Annotated in this window: 14 protein-coding genes; 8 read left to right on the top strand and 6 right to left on the bottom strand. The window is 62.6% G+C overall.

What is annotated here, in order from left to right; all coding sequences use genetic code 11:
• Positions 1-148 precede the first annotated feature (148 nt).
• The 5 genes from AC5RWU_RS08250 to dnaA form a co-directional block, all read right to left on the bottom strand.
• Complete coding sequence (locus AC5RWU_RS08250; RefSeq protein WP_494030476.1) at positions 149-739, bottom strand: DciA family protein; 591 nt, start codon at positions 737-739, stop codon at positions 149-151.
• Positions 723-1,946 carry a DNA replication/repair protein RecF gene (gene recF / locus AC5RWU_RS08245; RefSeq protein WP_494030477.1) on the bottom strand — a complete coding sequence of 408 codons (1,224 nt, stop codon included), beginning with the start codon at positions 1,944-1,946 and terminating at the stop codon, positions 723-725. The genes AC5RWU_RS08250 and recF overlap by 17 nt, the downstream gene beginning before the upstream one ends.
• A 48-nt stretch (positions 1,947-1,994) precedes the next feature.
• Positions 1,995-2,894 carry a phosphogluconate dehydrogenase (NAD(+)-dependent, decarboxylating) gene (gene gnd, locus AC5RWU_RS08240; protein ID WP_494030478.1) on the bottom strand — a complete coding sequence of 300 codons (900 nt, stop codon included), beginning with the start codon at positions 2,892-2,894 and terminating at the stop codon, positions 1,995-1,997.
• A gap of 58 nt (positions 2,895-2,952) precedes the next feature.
• A complete protein-coding gene (gene dnaN / locus AC5RWU_RS08235) occupies positions 2,953-4,077 on the bottom strand; it encodes a DNA polymerase III subunit beta (protein ID WP_494030479.1) in 1,125 nt (374 codons plus the stop codon).
• 579 nt (positions 4,078-4,656) lie between these two features.
• Positions 4,657-6,069: a chromosomal replication initiator protein DnaA gene (gene dnaA / locus AC5RWU_RS08230; RefSeq protein ID WP_494030480.1), complete on the bottom strand. Its 1,413-nt coding sequence runs from the start codon at positions 6,067-6,069 to the stop codon at positions 4,657-4,659.
• Positions 6,070-6,563: 494 nt separating this feature from the next.
• Between dnaA and rpmH the strand changes: the two genes are divergently transcribed.
• The 8 genes from rpmH to AC5RWU_RS08190 all read left to right on the top strand — a co-directional run bounded on the left by rpmH (position 6,564) and on the right by AC5RWU_RS08190 (position 12,541).
• A complete protein-coding gene (rpmH, locus tag AC5RWU_RS08225) occupies positions 6,564-6,701 on the top strand; it encodes a 50S ribosomal protein L34 (protein WP_494030481.1) in 138 nt (45 codons plus the stop codon).
• Between the two features lie 66 nt (positions 6,702-6,767).
• Complete coding sequence (gene rnpA, locus AC5RWU_RS08220) at positions 6,768-7,166, top strand: ribonuclease P protein component (RefSeq protein WP_494036957.1); 399 nt, start codon at positions 6,768-6,770, stop codon at positions 7,164-7,166.
• Positions 7,163-7,546, top strand: a complete 384-nt coding sequence (yidD, locus tag AC5RWU_RS08215) for a membrane protein insertion efficiency factor YidD (RefSeq protein ID WP_494030483.1) — start codon at positions 7,163-7,165, stop codon at positions 7,544-7,546. Before rnpA ends, yidD begins: the two co-directional genes overlap by 4 nt.
• Before the next feature lie 9 nt (positions 7,547-7,555).
• The gene (gene yidC / locus AC5RWU_RS08210) at positions 7,556-8,521 is read left to right on the top strand and encodes a membrane protein insertase YidC (RefSeq protein WP_494030484.1); all 966 of its coding nucleotides are present in this window, start codon (positions 7,556-7,558) and stop codon (positions 8,519-8,521) included.
• Entirely contained in the window at positions 8,518-9,060 is a 543-nt protein-coding gene (locus tag AC5RWU_RS08205; RefSeq protein WP_494030485.1) for a Jag family protein, read from the top strand. The genes yidC and AC5RWU_RS08205 overlap by 4 nt, the downstream gene beginning before the upstream one ends.
• Before the next feature lie 50 nt (positions 9,061-9,110).
• Positions 9,111-9,743: a 16S rRNA (guanine(527)-N(7))-methyltransferase RsmG gene (gene rsmG, locus AC5RWU_RS08200; protein WP_494030486.1), complete on the top strand. Its 633-nt coding sequence runs from the start codon at positions 9,111-9,113 to the stop codon at positions 9,741-9,743.
• 239 nt (positions 9,744-9,982) lie between these two features.
• A complete protein-coding gene (locus AC5RWU_RS08195; RefSeq protein WP_494030487.1) occupies positions 9,983-11,017 on the top strand; it encodes a ParA family protein in 1,035 nt (344 codons plus the stop codon).
• Positions 11,018-11,125: 108 nt separating this feature from the next.
• On the top strand, positions 11,126-12,541 hold the full coding sequence (locus tag AC5RWU_RS08190; RefSeq protein ID WP_494030488.1) for a ParB/RepB/Spo0J family partition protein: 1,416 nt from the start codon (positions 11,126-11,128) through the stop codon (positions 12,539-12,541).
• Between the two features lie 2,606 nt (positions 12,542-15,147).
• Here AC5RWU_RS08190 and trxA read toward each other — a convergent pair.
• Positions 15,148-15,474, bottom strand: coding sequence for a thioredoxin (gene trxA, locus AC5RWU_RS08185; RefSeq protein ID WP_494030489.1), 327 nt, complete (start codon positions 15,472-15,474; stop codon positions 15,148-15,150).
• Positions 15,475-15,485 lie beyond the last annotated feature (11 nt).

Below are 15,485 nucleotides of genomic sequence, written 5' to 3'. Positions count from 1 at the left end.
AGAACGGCCTAAACGGGCAGTAATCCGCCTTTGGAGGCAATGGCATGGTGCCGGATGAGGGACTCTATGTCCCTGGAGGTTCCCATCGCTCTACATGCCGTTGAGCCATTGCGCAATAGCTTCGTCCGCGGCCAGTGGAAAACCGGGTTCAGCCGTAGGTGTCCCGCGGCCCACGACCACTCACCCGGCGATGGCCCTTGCGCCAGTTGGGTGCGGCCGGACCGATCACCTGAATCCTGGTGACGACGCCAGCGCCCAGCTCCGCGTCGAACTTCGCCAGCAGATTGGGGCTGAGCAGCCGCAGCTGGGTGGCCCAGGCGGTGGAGTCGCAGCGGACCTGGACGGTGGTGTCCGCAAAGGATTCCGGCTGGCAGTGCGCCGCGATCTCGGGACCGACCAGTTCGGCCCAGCGGCCGATCACCGATCCCACGGCGACGGGCGAACTCCAGCCCCGCTCCCGGACCAGGCGCGTGAACACGGCGCCCAGTCCCTGCGGATCCCTGCCGCCGGCTGTCTGGCCGGTTTCCGCCCCCTGGCGTTTGCGGGCATTACGACGCCGGGAGGCGGGATCCGCTTCCAGCCCGCCATGGCGCGCCGCAGCCCGCCGCTCACCGCGGGTGTGTGCGGCCTCGCGCATGCGGTTCAGCATCGCGCGGGCGGCATCGATGTCCTCGTACTCGCGGGAACCCTGCTCCTCGGCGCCGCCGTCCCGGCCTCCGGGTTCATTCAGTGCCGGCATCGGCACCTCCCCGGACCTCCGCCGTCGCCCGTTCTTCGACACCGCCGGGCACCACCGTGACCTGCCGCCCCGCCAGCTGTTCCGGGACGTCGCCCGGCACCGCGGCGGTGACCAGCACCTGTTCCGCGCAGGTCACAATCGCGGCGAGTTTCCGGCGCCGCTGCACATCGAGTTCGGCGAAAACATCATCCAGGATCAGGACCGGCGTGGCACCCGGCGAGGGATCGTCGTCGCACAGCAGATAATAGGAAGCCAGCCGCAGGGACAGCGCCATGGACCAGGTTTCACCGTGGGAGGCATACCCTTTGGCCGGGGCCTGGCCGAGCACCAGCTCGATCTCGTCCCGGTGTGGTCCCACCAGCGACAGGCCCCGCTCCAGTTCCTTCTTCCGGTGCGCGGCAAAGGCGGCAAGGTAGCGCTCCGCCAGCTGAGGGACGGCCAAATCGTCAAGGTCCTCGGCAGGTTCCGCGCCGGACTCCACCGCGCCGTCGTCGGACAGAGCCGTCTGCAGGGTGGACCGGTAGACGGCCGAGGCCGCCTTGGTGCCGTCGGTCAGCTGCGCGTAGGCGGATTGCAGATGCGGCTGGAGCCGGCGCAGCGCGTCCAGCCGGGCGCGCAGCAGCTGCGCACCCGCGACGGCCATGTGCTGGTCCCACACCTCGAGTGTTGATTCGTGCGCGGCACTGAACCTGCCGCTGGCCCGGGCCGATTTCAGCAGCGCGTTGCGCTGCTTCAGCACGCGGTCATAGTCGCTGCGGGTCGCTGCGTGGTGCGGAACCAGCGTGACAAGAAGGTCGTCAATGAACCGGCGCCGGCTGGACGGATCTCCCTTGACCAGCGCCAGGTCCTCCGGGGCGAACAACACGGTCCGGCAGATGCCCAGCGCATCACGGGCGCGGACAGGATTGGCGCGGTTGATCCGTGCGCGGTTGGCCCGCCCGCTGTTCAGTTCAAGTTCGACGGCGGTCACCTGGCTTCCGCGCACCACGCGCGCCCGGACCATGGCGCGTTCGGTTCCGAAGCGCAGCAGCGGCCCATCCGAACTGACCCGGTGTGAGGACAGGGTAGCCAGGTACCCGATGGCCTCCACAATGTTGGTTTTTCCTGTGCCATTGGGACCCACCAGTACCGTGATGCCGGGCTCGAGCCGCAGGTCGAGCTGCTCGTAGCTGCGGAAATCGGTCAGGGAAAGAAAATCAATGTACACGCGTTGTCAATCGGCTTACTGCTCGCGGGGCTGGCTGGCGGGGCTGGTTCACTCTCCGGCGTCCTGGCCCGCTGGCCGCGTCGCGTGGCCGCCGAACTGGTTGCGCAGCGCCGCGACCATTTTCATGGCCGGAGATACATCTTCCCGGGAAGCGAACCGAGCGAACAGAGCAGCCGTGATCGCCGGGGCCGGCACCGCATTGGCGATGGCCTCCTCGACGGTCCATCTGCCTTCGCCGGAATCCTCCACATAGTCATCGATCCGGGACAGCCCCGGATCTTCATCGAGGGCCCGGACCAGCAGGTCCAGCAGCCAGGAACGCACGACGGTGCCCTTCTGCCAGGCGCGGAAAGTCCCGGGAAGGTCCTTGACGATGTCCTTCGCGGCCAGCAGTTCATAGCCTTCCGCGTAGGACTGCATCAGCCCATACTCGATGCCGTTGTGCACCATCTTGGCGTAGTGGCCCGCACCCACCCCGCCGACATGGACAAAGCTGTCTGCCCGTTCGCCTTCGGGCCGGAGCGCATCAAAGACCGGCATGACCCGGTTGACCAGTTCCGCATCGCCGCCGGCCATCAGCCCGTAGCCGTTTTCCAGGCCCCAGATGCCGCCGGATACGCCGACGTCAATGAATCCGATCCCTGCCTGGTCCAGCAGTTCGAAGTGCCGCAGATCCTCCGTGAAACGGGTGTTTCCACCGTCGATCACCAGGTCGCCCGGAGCCAGCTCGGCGGACAGTTCGGTGATGACGCTGTCCGTAACGGCTCCGGCCGGAACCATAACCCAGACCGTGCGGGGAATAGGCAGCGCCGCCACCAGTTCCCGCAGCGATCCGACGTCGGTGACCTCCGGACTGCGGTCGTAGCCGGTGACGTCCACGCCTGACTTGCGCAGGCGTTCGCGCATGTTGAAGCCCATCTTGCCGAGTCCAATGAGTCCGATATGCATCTTGATCACTCTTTCCGACGGTGGGTACTTCGGGGCTTTGGGCCGGGCCGGCTGCCGGCTACTGGTTGGGAAGGCGGACCGGCATCAGCAGGTAGCGGTAGTCTTCCTTGTCCTCGCCGGTGGGTTCCTCCTGGGCCGAAATCACGGCCGGTTTCGGCGGAGTGGTGAAGGAGAAACGCACGTATTTGCTGTTGAATGCACTCAGGCCCTCACTGAGATAGGCCGGGTTGAAGGCAACGGTGATCTCGTCCCCGACCAGGGTCGCCTCGATAGCCTCGGAAGCCTGGGCGTCTTCGCCGGTGCCGGCATCGAGGGTGAGCTGTCCGTCCGTGAAGGCCAGCCGGACCGGCGTATTCCGCTCGGCAACGAGCGAAACCCGGCGCACGGCTTCGACCAGGGTGCTGGTTTCCACGGTGGCATGGATCGGTGTGTTTTCGGGGAAGAGTGAGCGGATCTTGGGATATTCGCCGTCGACCAGCAGCGAGGTGGTCCGGCGGCCGCCGCTTTCGAAGCCGATGAGTTCGCTGTCGTCGGAAAAGGCGATGTGGAGGTCGCCGGCGCCACCGAGCGTCTTGGCGACTTCGTTGAGTGTCTTGGCCTTCACCAGCGCGCTGGTCGAGATGCCCGGATTGGTGGGTTTCCAGGCCACTTCGCGCAGGGCCAGACGGTACCGGTCGGTGGCCAGGAAGGTGATCAGGTCATCCTCGATTTCCATTCGAACGCCGGTGAGGATGGGCAGTGTGTCGTCCTTGCTCGCGGCAATGATGACCTGGGATACCGCCTGGGCGAAGGCATCGCCGTCGATAACTCCGCTGACCTCCGGCAGCGCCGGCAGCTCCGGATAGTCCGCCACCGGCATGGTAGCCAGATTGAACCGGCTGCTGCGGCAGGTCAGGGTGACTTTTGGTCCTTCGGTTTCAACTTCCACCGGCGCGGAGGGAAGGCTGCGGCAGATGTCCGCCAGGAGGCGGCCGGAAACCAGAATGGTGCCTTCTTCGCTGATATCGGCGGGGATCTGCAGCCGCGCCGAAATTTCGTAATCGAAACTGGCCAGGCTCAATGTTCCGGCTTCGGCCCTGATGAGCAGTCCTGAAAGCACCGGCACAGGCGGACGCGGAGACAGTGAGCGGGCCGTCCACGTGACTGCCTCGGCAAGTACGTCCCGCTCAACTCTGAACTTCACTGAAGGGTTCCGCCTTTCACAACGAACAACGTGAATTTGCTGGGTTCCCCGGCCCGGGTACGGCGGCTCGCCAAAAGGTTCCAGGCGGGGATCCTTTGACGAGGGCACGGCACAGCCGGCGGAAACGATTCTCTGTGACAGCTTAGCGTCCGGCGGTGGGTTCCTGCACCGGCGGCCGGTGGAACGGTCGGATCGGTGCGGCCAGAGACCGGGTTTTGGCGTTCGGGGTGCAGGTGCTGGGCGGACGGGCAGATGTTATTTGGTGGATTTTCAAATTCTTGGGATTAGTAGTGTTAATAACATCTGTGGATTCTGTGGATAACTCGGTTCCGCGCCGCGAATCTGCGGAAGTTGCCTGTTCACAGTCTGTGCACAGCCGCCGGTGGCGCTTCCGGCAGCCAGTGGATAAAAAACGGGGCCGTTTTGCGAATCCACAGACGCACCCGGACTTATCCTCCACACCCTGTGGGTTGTCCACCGGGTTATCCACAGAACTGTCCACAGCTGTTAATTATTTTTTAATTCGACCGCCTGCGGCGGTAAAAACCCCGGAACCCCGGGCCCGCCGGCCGGTCTGGGTCAGCCTTCGCGCTGCTGCTGCTTGATCCGGTTGGTCAATTCCGTGACTTGGTTGTAGATCACACGGCGCTCCGCCATCAGCTCACGGATCTTGCGGTCCGCGTGGATCACGGTGGTGTGGTCGCGCCCGCCGAGCTCCTGGCCGATCTTCGGCAACGACATATCGGTGAGCTCACGGCACAGGTACATGGCAATCTGCCGGGCGGTCACCAGTGTCCGGGTCCGGGATTTGCTGCACAGTTCGTCCATGCTGAGGTTGAAGTATGCAGCGGTCTGGCCAAGAATGGCCGCGGACGTGATCTCCTGAGCACCGTCGTCGGTAATCAGGTCCTTCAGCACCATTTCAGCCAGGCCGACATCCACCGGCTGGCGGTTCAGGCTGGCGAAGGCCGTCACCCGGATAAGGGCACCTTCGAGCTCGCGGATGTTGGTGGAGATCTTGGAGGCGATGTATTCGAGCACATCCTCCGGTGCGGAGAGCCCTTCGCCTATGGCCTTCTTGCGGAGAATCGCAATACGGGTTTCCAGTTCCGGCGGCTGGACATCGGTCAGCAGGCCCCATTCGAAGCGGGAACGCATGCGGTCTTCGAAACCGGACAGCTGCTTGGGTGGCAGGTCGGAGGTGATCACGACCTGCTTGTTGTGGTTGTGCAGCGCATTGAAGGTGTGGAAGAACTCCTCCTGGGTGGCTTCCTTGCCGGAGAGGAACTGGATGTCGTCGATCAGGAGGATGTCCACATTCCGGTAAAGCTGCTTGAAGCTGGATCCCTCGTCATCCCGGATGGAGTTGATGAAGTCGTTAGTGAATTCCTCTGAATTCACATACCGCACACGGATGCCGTTGTAGAGGTGCCGGGCGTAGTGGCCGATCGCGTGCAGCAGATGGGTCTTGCCCAGACCGGAATCACCGTAGATGAACAGCGGATTGTAGGCCTTGGCCGGAGCCTCGGCGACAGCGACAGCGGCCGCATGCGCGAAGCGGTTGGAGGCTCCGATGACGAAGGTGTCGAAGACATATTTGGGGTTGAGCCGGCCGAACTCCTGGGAAGTGCTCGGCGGGGTGGGCGCAGGCGCCATTTCTCCGCTGGCTGCGGGCAACGGCTGGACCGGTTCAGGTTCCGGCTCGTCTTCGAGTACCGGCGTCAGGTCGGCATTGATGCTGAACGCACACAGAATGTCGGCCTGGAAGACGCCGCGGAGGGCATCATCAAGGGGTGTCTTCAGCTGGGTCTGCAGGACCTCGCGGGTCAGTTCATTGGGCACCGCCACCAGCAGGGTGGTGCCGATCAGTCCTTGCGGCTGGGCCAGGACAACGAATGCGCGCTGGCGCGGCGAGACCCGGTGATCCTGTTCCAGGGTACGGACGACCTTCCGCCATGAACTGCCAAGGTCGTTGATTTCGTCCGTGCCCATTGTCACCCCTCATACTGCCGCCGCTGGAACAAAACTAAAGGGATCCGGAAGCCCGGATCCCGGCCGTTCATCCACAGAGTTATTCACAGTCAGTGGATAACAGCCACCTGGTAAGGGTAAGGGATGGTTTGGCCAGAAGATAGCTGGGAAGCAGCTTGTGGATAAGTTGGGAGAATACTCACAGGTTGGTATCCTGCAGGCCGGTTGTCCACAGCTGTTGACGAAATCACCCACAGCTGTTGATGAACTTTGGATGTCACGCCGCCGTGCGGCCGCTGCAGCCGGGAGCGGCGTCCGGTTTGACTGACGCGGCCGGGTTCCCCTACCGTTATGTAGTCCTTTGTGCCTGTTTTTTTGCACCCCTGCACGCCTTGATGGATGTTGGAACACCACCAACGTCCGCGTGGAAGATGCGGCCGGCATCTGAATAAAGCGTCGGCCTGTTTTCCTGGTGTTCGGGTAGGCGCATCCTTGAGTGTCTTGGAGTAACCACCGTGAGCAAGCGGACTTTTCAGCCGAATAACCGCCGTCGTGCCAAGAAGCACGGCTTCCGTCTGCGTATGCGTACCCGCGCAGGCCGTGCGATTCTTTCCGCACGCCGCAGCAAGGGCCGTACGGCCCTGTCGGCCTAACCAGCCTGTAGTTTGTCGATGCTGCCCCTGTGCAGCTGCGCCTTCGATTAGGAGTCGGTGTCCTGGATGCTGGCATCTGAGAACAGAATGCGTACTTCGGCGGACTTCTCACTGACTGTACGTTCCGGCGCCCGCTCTGGGCGCCGGAACTTAGTGTTATATGTGGCCGGTACCGGTGTGGGCGAGCCCAGTCGGTTCGGGTTCATCGTCGCCAAGGCCGTCGGGAACGCTGTCACGCGCAACCTCGTTAAGAGAAGGCTGAGGGCTGCTGCCGTTCAGAGCCTGCGGGAGCGGCCGGAGGGGATCTCCGTCGTTGTGCGGGCGCTGCCCCCGGCGGCCGGCGCCAGCTGGGACCAGCTGGCCACCGACTACCGCCGGGCCTTCACGTCTTCCCTCGAGAAGCTGGAAGCCCCGCGGCGTACAGGCCGCCGGGACGCTGCACCAGGAAAGGAAGGGAACCGATGAGCCGCACTGCCCGGTTCCTGCGCGGTTTCCCTGGGGCAGTCTGCGGTTTCCTGCTGGGCCTTCCCCGCAACATCCTGATTATTTTTCTGAAGGGCTACCGCGCCGCTGTTTCACCGCTCTACGGGCAGGTCTGCCGGTTCTTTCCGTCCTGTTCCGCCTATGCGCTCGAAGCAGTCACCGTTCACGGCGCGCTGAAGGGCAGCTGGCTGGCCATGCGCCGCCTGGCGCGCTGTCATCCGTGGAACGACGGCGGCGTGGACCATGTGCCCGTTGCGTCACCGCACGGCCGCCGGCACTGGGATCCGGCGAATCCCCCCAAGATTATTGTGCTGAATCACCCCGAGATTCCAGCGGATGAGGAAAGCCGCAGCGCGGCCTGAGGAGACTAAATGTTTGAATTCTTCGACATGCTGCTGACCCCGTTCAGGTGGTTGGTGTCCTGGATCATGTGGGCATTCCATGAGGGGTTCACGTTTCTGGGCATGGATCCGGCCAACGGCTGGACCTGGACGCTGTCCATCATCGGCCTGGTCCTGATCATCCGCGCTGCGCTGATTCCAGTGTTCGTCAAGCAGATCAAGGCACAGCGCGGCATGCAGGCGCTGCAGCCGGACCTGCTGAAGCTTCAGGCCAAGTACAAGGGCAAGACCGACCAGCTCTCCCGTCAGGCAATGACGCAGGAGCAGATGGCGCTGTACAAGAAGCACGGCACCAACCCGTTTGCCGCCTGCCTGCCAATGCTGATCCAGATGCCGTTCTTCTTTGCGCTGTTCACCGTGCTCAACGGTGTCTCCAATGCCAGCGCTGCGGGCGAGGGAATCGGGGCCCTGGACGCGGCTGACGTCAGGCAGTTCGATGCGGCGTCCATTTTCGGGGCTCCGCTTTCGGCTTCCCTGCTGCACAATCCGGACGCACCCAACTACGTTTCCGTCGTCGTTCTTTCCATCATCATGATCCTGGCGATGACTGCGTCCCAGTTCATCACGCAGAAGCAGATCATGGCGAAGAACATGTCCGAGCAGGCACTGCAGAGCCCGTTCATGCGCCAGCAGAAGATGCTCCTGTACATCCTGCCCATCGTCTTCGGTGTCGGGGGCATCAACTTCCCGATCGGTGTTCTCATCTACTGGACCACGACGAACCTGTGGACCATGGGACAGCAGTTCTTTGTCATCCGGCGGATGCCAACACCTGGCTCGCCGGCCGCCAAGGCCTTGCAGGAACGCCGGGCCAGGAAGGGCCTGCCGGCGGCGCCTATTCTGGGCGAACGGAAGTCCGAGCCGGTCGCCGAGGCCCCGGCGGCCCCTAAGGGCCAGCGTCAGCAGCCACAGCGTAAGAACAGGAAAAAGAAATGACCACTGAGCGCATCGAAGAGCCCGCGGACCTGCCTGAGGAAGAGCCCAGGACATCGGCAACCATCGGCAGGCTGGAAGAGGAAGGCGACGTCGCCGCCGACTACCTTGAGGAACTGCTGGACATCGCGGATATCGACGGCGACATCGACATTGAGGTCCGCAACGGGCGCACCTATATTTCGATCGTGTCGGAGGAAACCGACAACAGCGCGCTGGAAGCACTGATCGGCCCCGACGGCGAAGTCCTGGAGGCACTGCAGGAACTGGCCCGGCTCTCCGTGCTCAGCTCGACGGACGCCAGGTCCCGGCTGGTGCTGGACATCCTGGGCTACCGGCAGCAGCGAGGCTCTGAACTGCAGCGCATCGCTGAAGACGCGGTGAAGCGTGCCAAGGAATCCGGCGAGGATGTTGCCTTGGCACCCATGAGCGCCTATGAGCGCAAGATTGTCCACGACGCTGTTGCAGCTCTGGGCCTCCTGAGCGAATCCGAGGGCGAAGGCTCGAACCGCCACATCGTCGTTTCGCTGTCGGCCTCCTGAACAAGCGTCCGCCGGCGGCCCCGGGCCGCGCCGTAGCCGAGGAATGAATCGTGGTTGAGATAACTGCATCGGAACAAGCCGCAGCCGAGAAGATTTTTGGGGACCGGCTCGATCTGGCCAAGCGTTACGTTGAGCATCTGGCGACTTCCGGAATGGAACGGGGTCTGCTGGGGCCCCGCGAGGTGCCGCGCCTGTGGAGCCGCCACGTACTCAACTGCGCGGTGGTCGCCGACCTGATCCCCGAGGGAAGCCGCGTCGCCGACGTCGGCAGCGGTGCCGGCCTTCCCGGCCTGACCTTTGCGATTGCCCGGCCGGACCTCCAGTTGATCCTGATCGAGCCGCTGGAGCGACGGGTGACCTGGCTCAATGAGGTGATTGAGGATCTGGGGCTGGATAACGTGCAGGTCCTCCGCGGCCGGGCCGAGCAGGCAGTCGGCAAGGTCGACGTGGACGTCGTCACCGCCCGTGCCGTATCCGCGCTGAGCGGCCTGGCAGGACTGACCATGCCGCTGCTCGGCGGCAAGGGTGAGGTCCTGGCCATCAAGGGCCGCAGCGCCGCCGAAGAAGTTGAAAAGGCCGCAAAGAACATCCGGAAGCTCGGCGGCACCGAGACATCCGTCGTGACCGTGGGCGGCGAGATCCTGGATGAGTACACCACCGTGGTGAAGATCGTCGTTGGCTGACTCTTCCTTGCCTGTCCCGGCGAAACGGCGGGGTGCAGGCCTGCCCTGTCAGGGATACCGCGGCGGAGCCGATAGTCTAGAGGAATTGGTGCAGGTTTTTCGAAAGTGAGCGAGTCGAAGTGGGTATGAAAGATTCAGCCGCCAGGAGAATTCCGTCGTTAGCGGCCATTGGGTCTTCGCTTACCTCCCAGTACCGCGAAATTAAACCGGAAGCGCTTTCCGATCCAGGGAACCTCGCGATGGTTTCACGTGAAACAGCCGTTGTTGCTGAACCGACTGCCCCCGAAGCGGCAAAGCCCGCTTCCGGTGAGGAAGCATCTAAGGAGCCGTCCGAAGGGGACGAAGCCGGCACGGCCGTCCAGCCGGTGGCGGTCTCCGGCAGCGTCATGGACTCGATGGATGAAAGCACGCCCCTGGCGAAGGAACTTGCCAGCGAGACCAGGCGCCGAGAGAAGCTCCGGGGCCGGGAACTGCCCAAGCCCAAGGCAACCCGCATCCTGACGGTCAGTAACCAGAAGGGCGGCGTGGGCAAGACCACGACGACCGTGAACATAGCGGCAGCCCTGGCCACCGCCGGCCTGAACGTGCTGGTGATCGACATCGATCCCCAGGGCAATGCGTCCACGGCGTTGGGGATTGAGCACCACGCCGAAGTGGACAGCATCTACGACGTGCTGATCAATGACCTGCCGCTGGCGGATGTGGTCGCACAATGCCCCGACATCGCCCGTCTGGTGTGTGCCCCCGCAACCATCCACCTGGCCGGTGCGGAGATTGAACTCGTCTCCCTGGTGGCAAGGGAACAGCGCCTGCGTCGCGCCATCGAGGTCTATGCCAAGGAGCGGGAAGCGAGGGGCGAAGAGCGGCTCGATTACATCTTCATCGACTGCCCGCCAAGCCTGGGCCTGCTGACCGTCAATGCGTTCGTCGCGGCCAAGGAAGTCCTGATTCCGATCCAGTGCGAGTACTACGCGCTGGAAGGCCTCAGCCAGTTGCTGAAGAACATCGAGATGATCCAGAAGCACCTCAACAGCGATCTGGTTGTCTCTACGATCCTGCTGACCATGTATGACGGGCGAACCAACCTTGCGGCCCAGGTCGCAGCCGAAGTACGCCAGCACTTCCCCGACCAGGTCCTCAATGCCGTCGTACCCCGGTCCGTACGCATCTCGGAAGCACCGAGCTACCAGCAGACCGTCATGACATATGATCCGTCCTCCAGCGGCGCGTTGTCGTATCTCGAAGCGGCTGCCGAGATTTCCGAGCGCTCCTAGCGCTGGCTGCGGGGTCGTTGCCGCTTCCGGTTTGCATGGCCCCGTTAGACTTGTCTGCAGAGGTTTTATGCGGCTACGCATGGACGCAATGCGGAAGGACTTATTTTTATGGCTGAAAAGCGTCGTGGCCTGGGGCGGGGCCTGGGTGCACTGATCCCCAGCAGCCCGGCAACCACAACACCGGCAGCCGGGCAGGGCCGTAACTCTGCAGGACGTGTCGGGCGGCCCGTCGACCTTTTCTTCACCACCTCCAGCGCCAGCGAGCCGGAGACGGAGTCGTCCTCCCCAGCCGACATGCAGGACGCGATCAGCCCGGAAGAGCCGGCAGTAGATCTGAGCGCCGGAACCAACAAGAAGGCCGGCACGAAGGCGGCCTCGAAGAAGAAGCCGGAGCAGGCCCAGGAGCCGGGCGCGACGGCCGAGGCGGCCAAGGCAGTACCGGCTGCGGCGGCTGTCGACGATACGCGGACCGTTGGCGACGCCGTGGGATCAGATTCCGTCACAGGTAGTGCCTCCGCAGGGGGCGCCAATGCTGAGGAAGACGCAGCCAGTAAGACTACGGCCGGCAAGAAGAGTGAGGACCAGCCGGCCGGGGCCAGCGACAGCGAGTCGTCCACTGACCCTACCGGCCCTGGGGACGCAGATGCTGCTTCTGTTGCGGAGCTCGAGCCCATTGCGGCTGTTTCACGTGAAACGCTCGTAGAGGTTCCTGGTGCGCGCTTCGCCGAGGTCCCAGTGGAGGAGATTCATCCGAACCGGAAGCAGCCTCGCACTGTGTTCGACGAGGATGACATGCTGGAACTTGTGCATTCCGTTCGGGAGATCGGGATTCTTCAACCAATTGTTCTTCGTCCCTCAGCAGAGGGTGGTGAACGGAACTATGAACTCGTCATGGGTGAACGCCGCTGGCGGGCAGCACAGCAGGCCGGCCTTGACAGCGTTCCTGCCATTATTCGTTCGACCTCCGACGATGATCTGCTTCGTGACGCGCTCCTGGAGAACCTCCACCGGAGCCAGCTTAATCCCCTTGAAGAGGCTGCCGCCTATCAGCAGTTGCTGGACGACTTTGGCTGTACCCACGATGAACTGGCCGAACGAATCGGCCGTTCCCGGCCACAGATTTCCAACACGCTGAGGTTGATGAAGCTCCCCCCGCTTGTCCAGCGGCGCGTGGCGGCTGGTGTGTTGTCTGCCGGTCATGCCCGTGCGCTGCTTGCGCTCGGTGATCTCGCGGAGATGGAGAAGCTGGCGCAACGAATTGTTGCGGAGGGGCTTTCCGTCCGCGCCACAGAGGAGATCGTTTCCTTGGCTGACGGGCTGCGAAGGCCAGCACGTGAATCGAAGCCCAGGGCAGGCGCTAGGCATGAGCGGCTCGACTACCTGGCGAATTCGTTGTCTGATCGCCTTGATACGAATGTGAAGATTACCCTGGGGGCCCGAAAGGGCAAGCTCAGCATTGAGTTTGCCAGCGTCGATGACCTGAACCGCATCATGACCGTGATCAACCCAGGGGCAGACGGCTAGCGGCTGTAGTTGGGCCAATAGATTGGGTGGGCCGCTGTTTCACGTGAAACAGCGGCCCACCTCGCTTCTTCCGGCATTATCGGGGACAACTTGGTAGTTGTAACGTCCACCCCGTGATCCTTCTGGGAGCGTACGGTGTCTGGTCTTTCTGAGCTGTTCATTCTCTACGTTGTCTGCGGGGCGGCCAGGCAACGCGCGGTCCTTGCGGAAACGGCGCCCGAAGACAGCCGACGTTGTCCGTTTACTGCTGGCCATCCGGTATGTCGCTTTGGCCGTTGCCAGGTGCAACGACGAGGCCTGCGGCAGCGTATCACCCTGGCGGACGCCCAGTTGCTTAGTGGCACTGCCCAGCACTTCGGGGAACGACATTTCTCATGGACCTGTCTGCTGGCGGTTCCCAAGTTGGCTATCCTAGGCCCCTCACGTGAAGTCCTCACAGTTATGCACAGGCTATCTCCCGAAGGACAGTACGTCTTGGTCAAAATCCTTGAGTTTCCGCGGTTTTTGGCGCACAGAACGGCCTCCTTGCTGTGGATAACCTGTGGGGAACCATTTGTCAGCGCCCCCATGGGCGTGCGCCCCCGGACAGGGGTCCTCAATGGGGACTGCATGAATGCAGACAAGCCTGCTCACAGGTTCGGCAAGCTCTTCGGTTTCACGTGAAACGTCGGTGTCGACTGAGGTGGCCGCCGCTTGTCACTCGCGTGCTTCGATCCGGAATGGGCCCAGGAACAGCAAATGGCGTGTAGCGCGACTTCCATGACCATTGACCGGCCAGGTCCTGGGCAGACGGGCCGCCGCGACTCCGAAAGGCCGGACACCATCGCCAATCCTAGGCACGTTCTGTTCCCGATCTTCAACCGTTGAAACCAAGGCAATTCGAAGCGACGATGCTTGTTGCCCAGTGGTCGCTTGACCGGCGGCTTCAGAAACCGCATGCCGGCCACCGGGGGCCTTCAAGAGTTGGTCGCAGAACCGGGAGCCGACCGCGAGACCGTGTTACAGCCCGATGGAGCCCACCATTCCGTTTCACGTGAAACGTGCTCAAGTGTCACAGGTCAGTGACCGGTCCAGTTCTCGTCGAAGCTCTGAGCAAGCTGAGCGGGAAAGGGTAGTCCCGTGTCGGCCGCTATGTCGTCAAGACCGCAGAACGGAGGGAGGCCGATGTGAAAGCCGATGTGAAAGGGGCATATCCTGTTGATGCATCGGGGCGTGAAAGCGCTGGTTATGACTCAAGTCGTGTGCTGAGATCATGGCGACCCGTGACAGCCTAGGGCACCAACAGAATCGGCAGCGCGCGTTTCACGTGAAACGTTATCCATGTCCTTTCTCTCTTGCCGTAGGGAATGCTCACAAGTAGCTCGTTCACAGGCGGCGAGGGCTTCGGACGTTCGGCATGACCGGCGTTCGGCACGCACAGCTCTCCGCACCGGCCTGGCTCTGCCTGCTGCCAAGGAGTCTCCAGTTTGTGTTCCTCCACCTGTACAGCGAATGCTAACCAGCACTCCCCTTCGAACTCTGTCCTCCCGCGGCACCGTCTATACCGTCTATAGAGGGCGGACGGACATAATCTCTTCGATAGATGACCAACTGTTGTCCACAATCCCTGGATGCCACCCGGGCCGGGTGGTCGAACTGACAGTGAAGACGGTATGGGGGCTGTCTGCGTACGGCTACAAATGAGAATGACGTGTGTTTCACGTGAAACACAGCAACACTTCGTCGGCCCAGAGTAGCAGCAGCAATCCTGCGCGTAACTCGGATTGCGCCGTCTGCACGAGCACAGCAGTCAAGGCGAACGATGCTGCCTCCATGCTTGAGGGGAACACCAGGCAGGTGTAGGCGATCGGCGCCCAGTGCAAGCGAATGGAGGTTCGCTTGAGGGAGTGTGGCATGGAATGTCGAGGCAGGACTTAGGCCACAGATGGTCTGTTTCGAGCATCAGTTGCATGGGCGCCGTGATCGCATTGGATGCGACTCGGGCGATACGGACTGCGGGACACGGCAGGCATCCGCTTGGTTAGCGAATGCGGCTACCGGTAGAACCGCGCCCGAACCACGAGTCCGTGACAGTCTTCCGGCGCGGTAGTGCCTGTCCGTCCGGCAATGTTTCGGTCTCTTCCAACGCAGAGTTGTCTCTGACGTGACGCAACAGACGCAGTGTGGTGGTCGTCCTTCTTCGGACGTCTCACTGGCTTGAGGTCGAAGCGGTGGGTTCGAACAGCCGGGAGCACCACGTGACAAGCAGCGAGTGTGACGAAATGTGCTGCGCCAGCAGTTCTCATGTTTCACGTGAAACTTCGCGTTCACTTGTCTGCGAGACCCCACGAGTGCTGCACTGACAGGGCGGCTTCAGCCGACACCGTGGGGAGGGAAGGTACAGCAGGTGGGAGTAACCGATCCTACGGTAGGACTAAGTCTGCGCAGGGACTGAGTTCCCACTACTGACAGTGCTGGTGAGAGCGGGAGGAGGAAGCTCAACGGACGTCAACACTGTGAAGGGGACAAAAACAACCGGAGGGCGACTCCCTATAGCAAGGCGTCGCCCTCCGGCTGCTTCATCAGACGCCCTGGTTTACTACCCGTGGCGTCGTAGTTTCTCGTGGCTACTGGAGGAACTCAGCGAATTCCTGCTCGATGACCTGCTTTGGCTTGGCGCCGATAGAGGTTGCAGCCACCTGTCCGTCCTTGAAGACGTAGACAGCCGGAATGGATGTGATGCCGTACTGGGCGGCGGTAGCCGGGTTGTCATCGACGTTAAGCTTGACAACTTCGACCTTGCCGGAGTGCTCGGCGGCGATGTCGTCCAGGATCGGGGATAGCTTGCGGCACGGTCCACACCATTCAGCCCAGAAATCCACGATTACCGGCTTCTCGGACTTCAGCACGTCAGCCTCGAAGGAAGCGTCCGTTACGTCTTTTGCGCTGCTCATAGTTGTTTTCT

Source organism: Arthrobacter sp. B0427-1-12, from assembly GCF_059092905.1.
The sequence above is the reverse complement of the archived record's forward strand: the minus strand, read 5'-3'. Positions and strand labels throughout refer to the sequence as shown.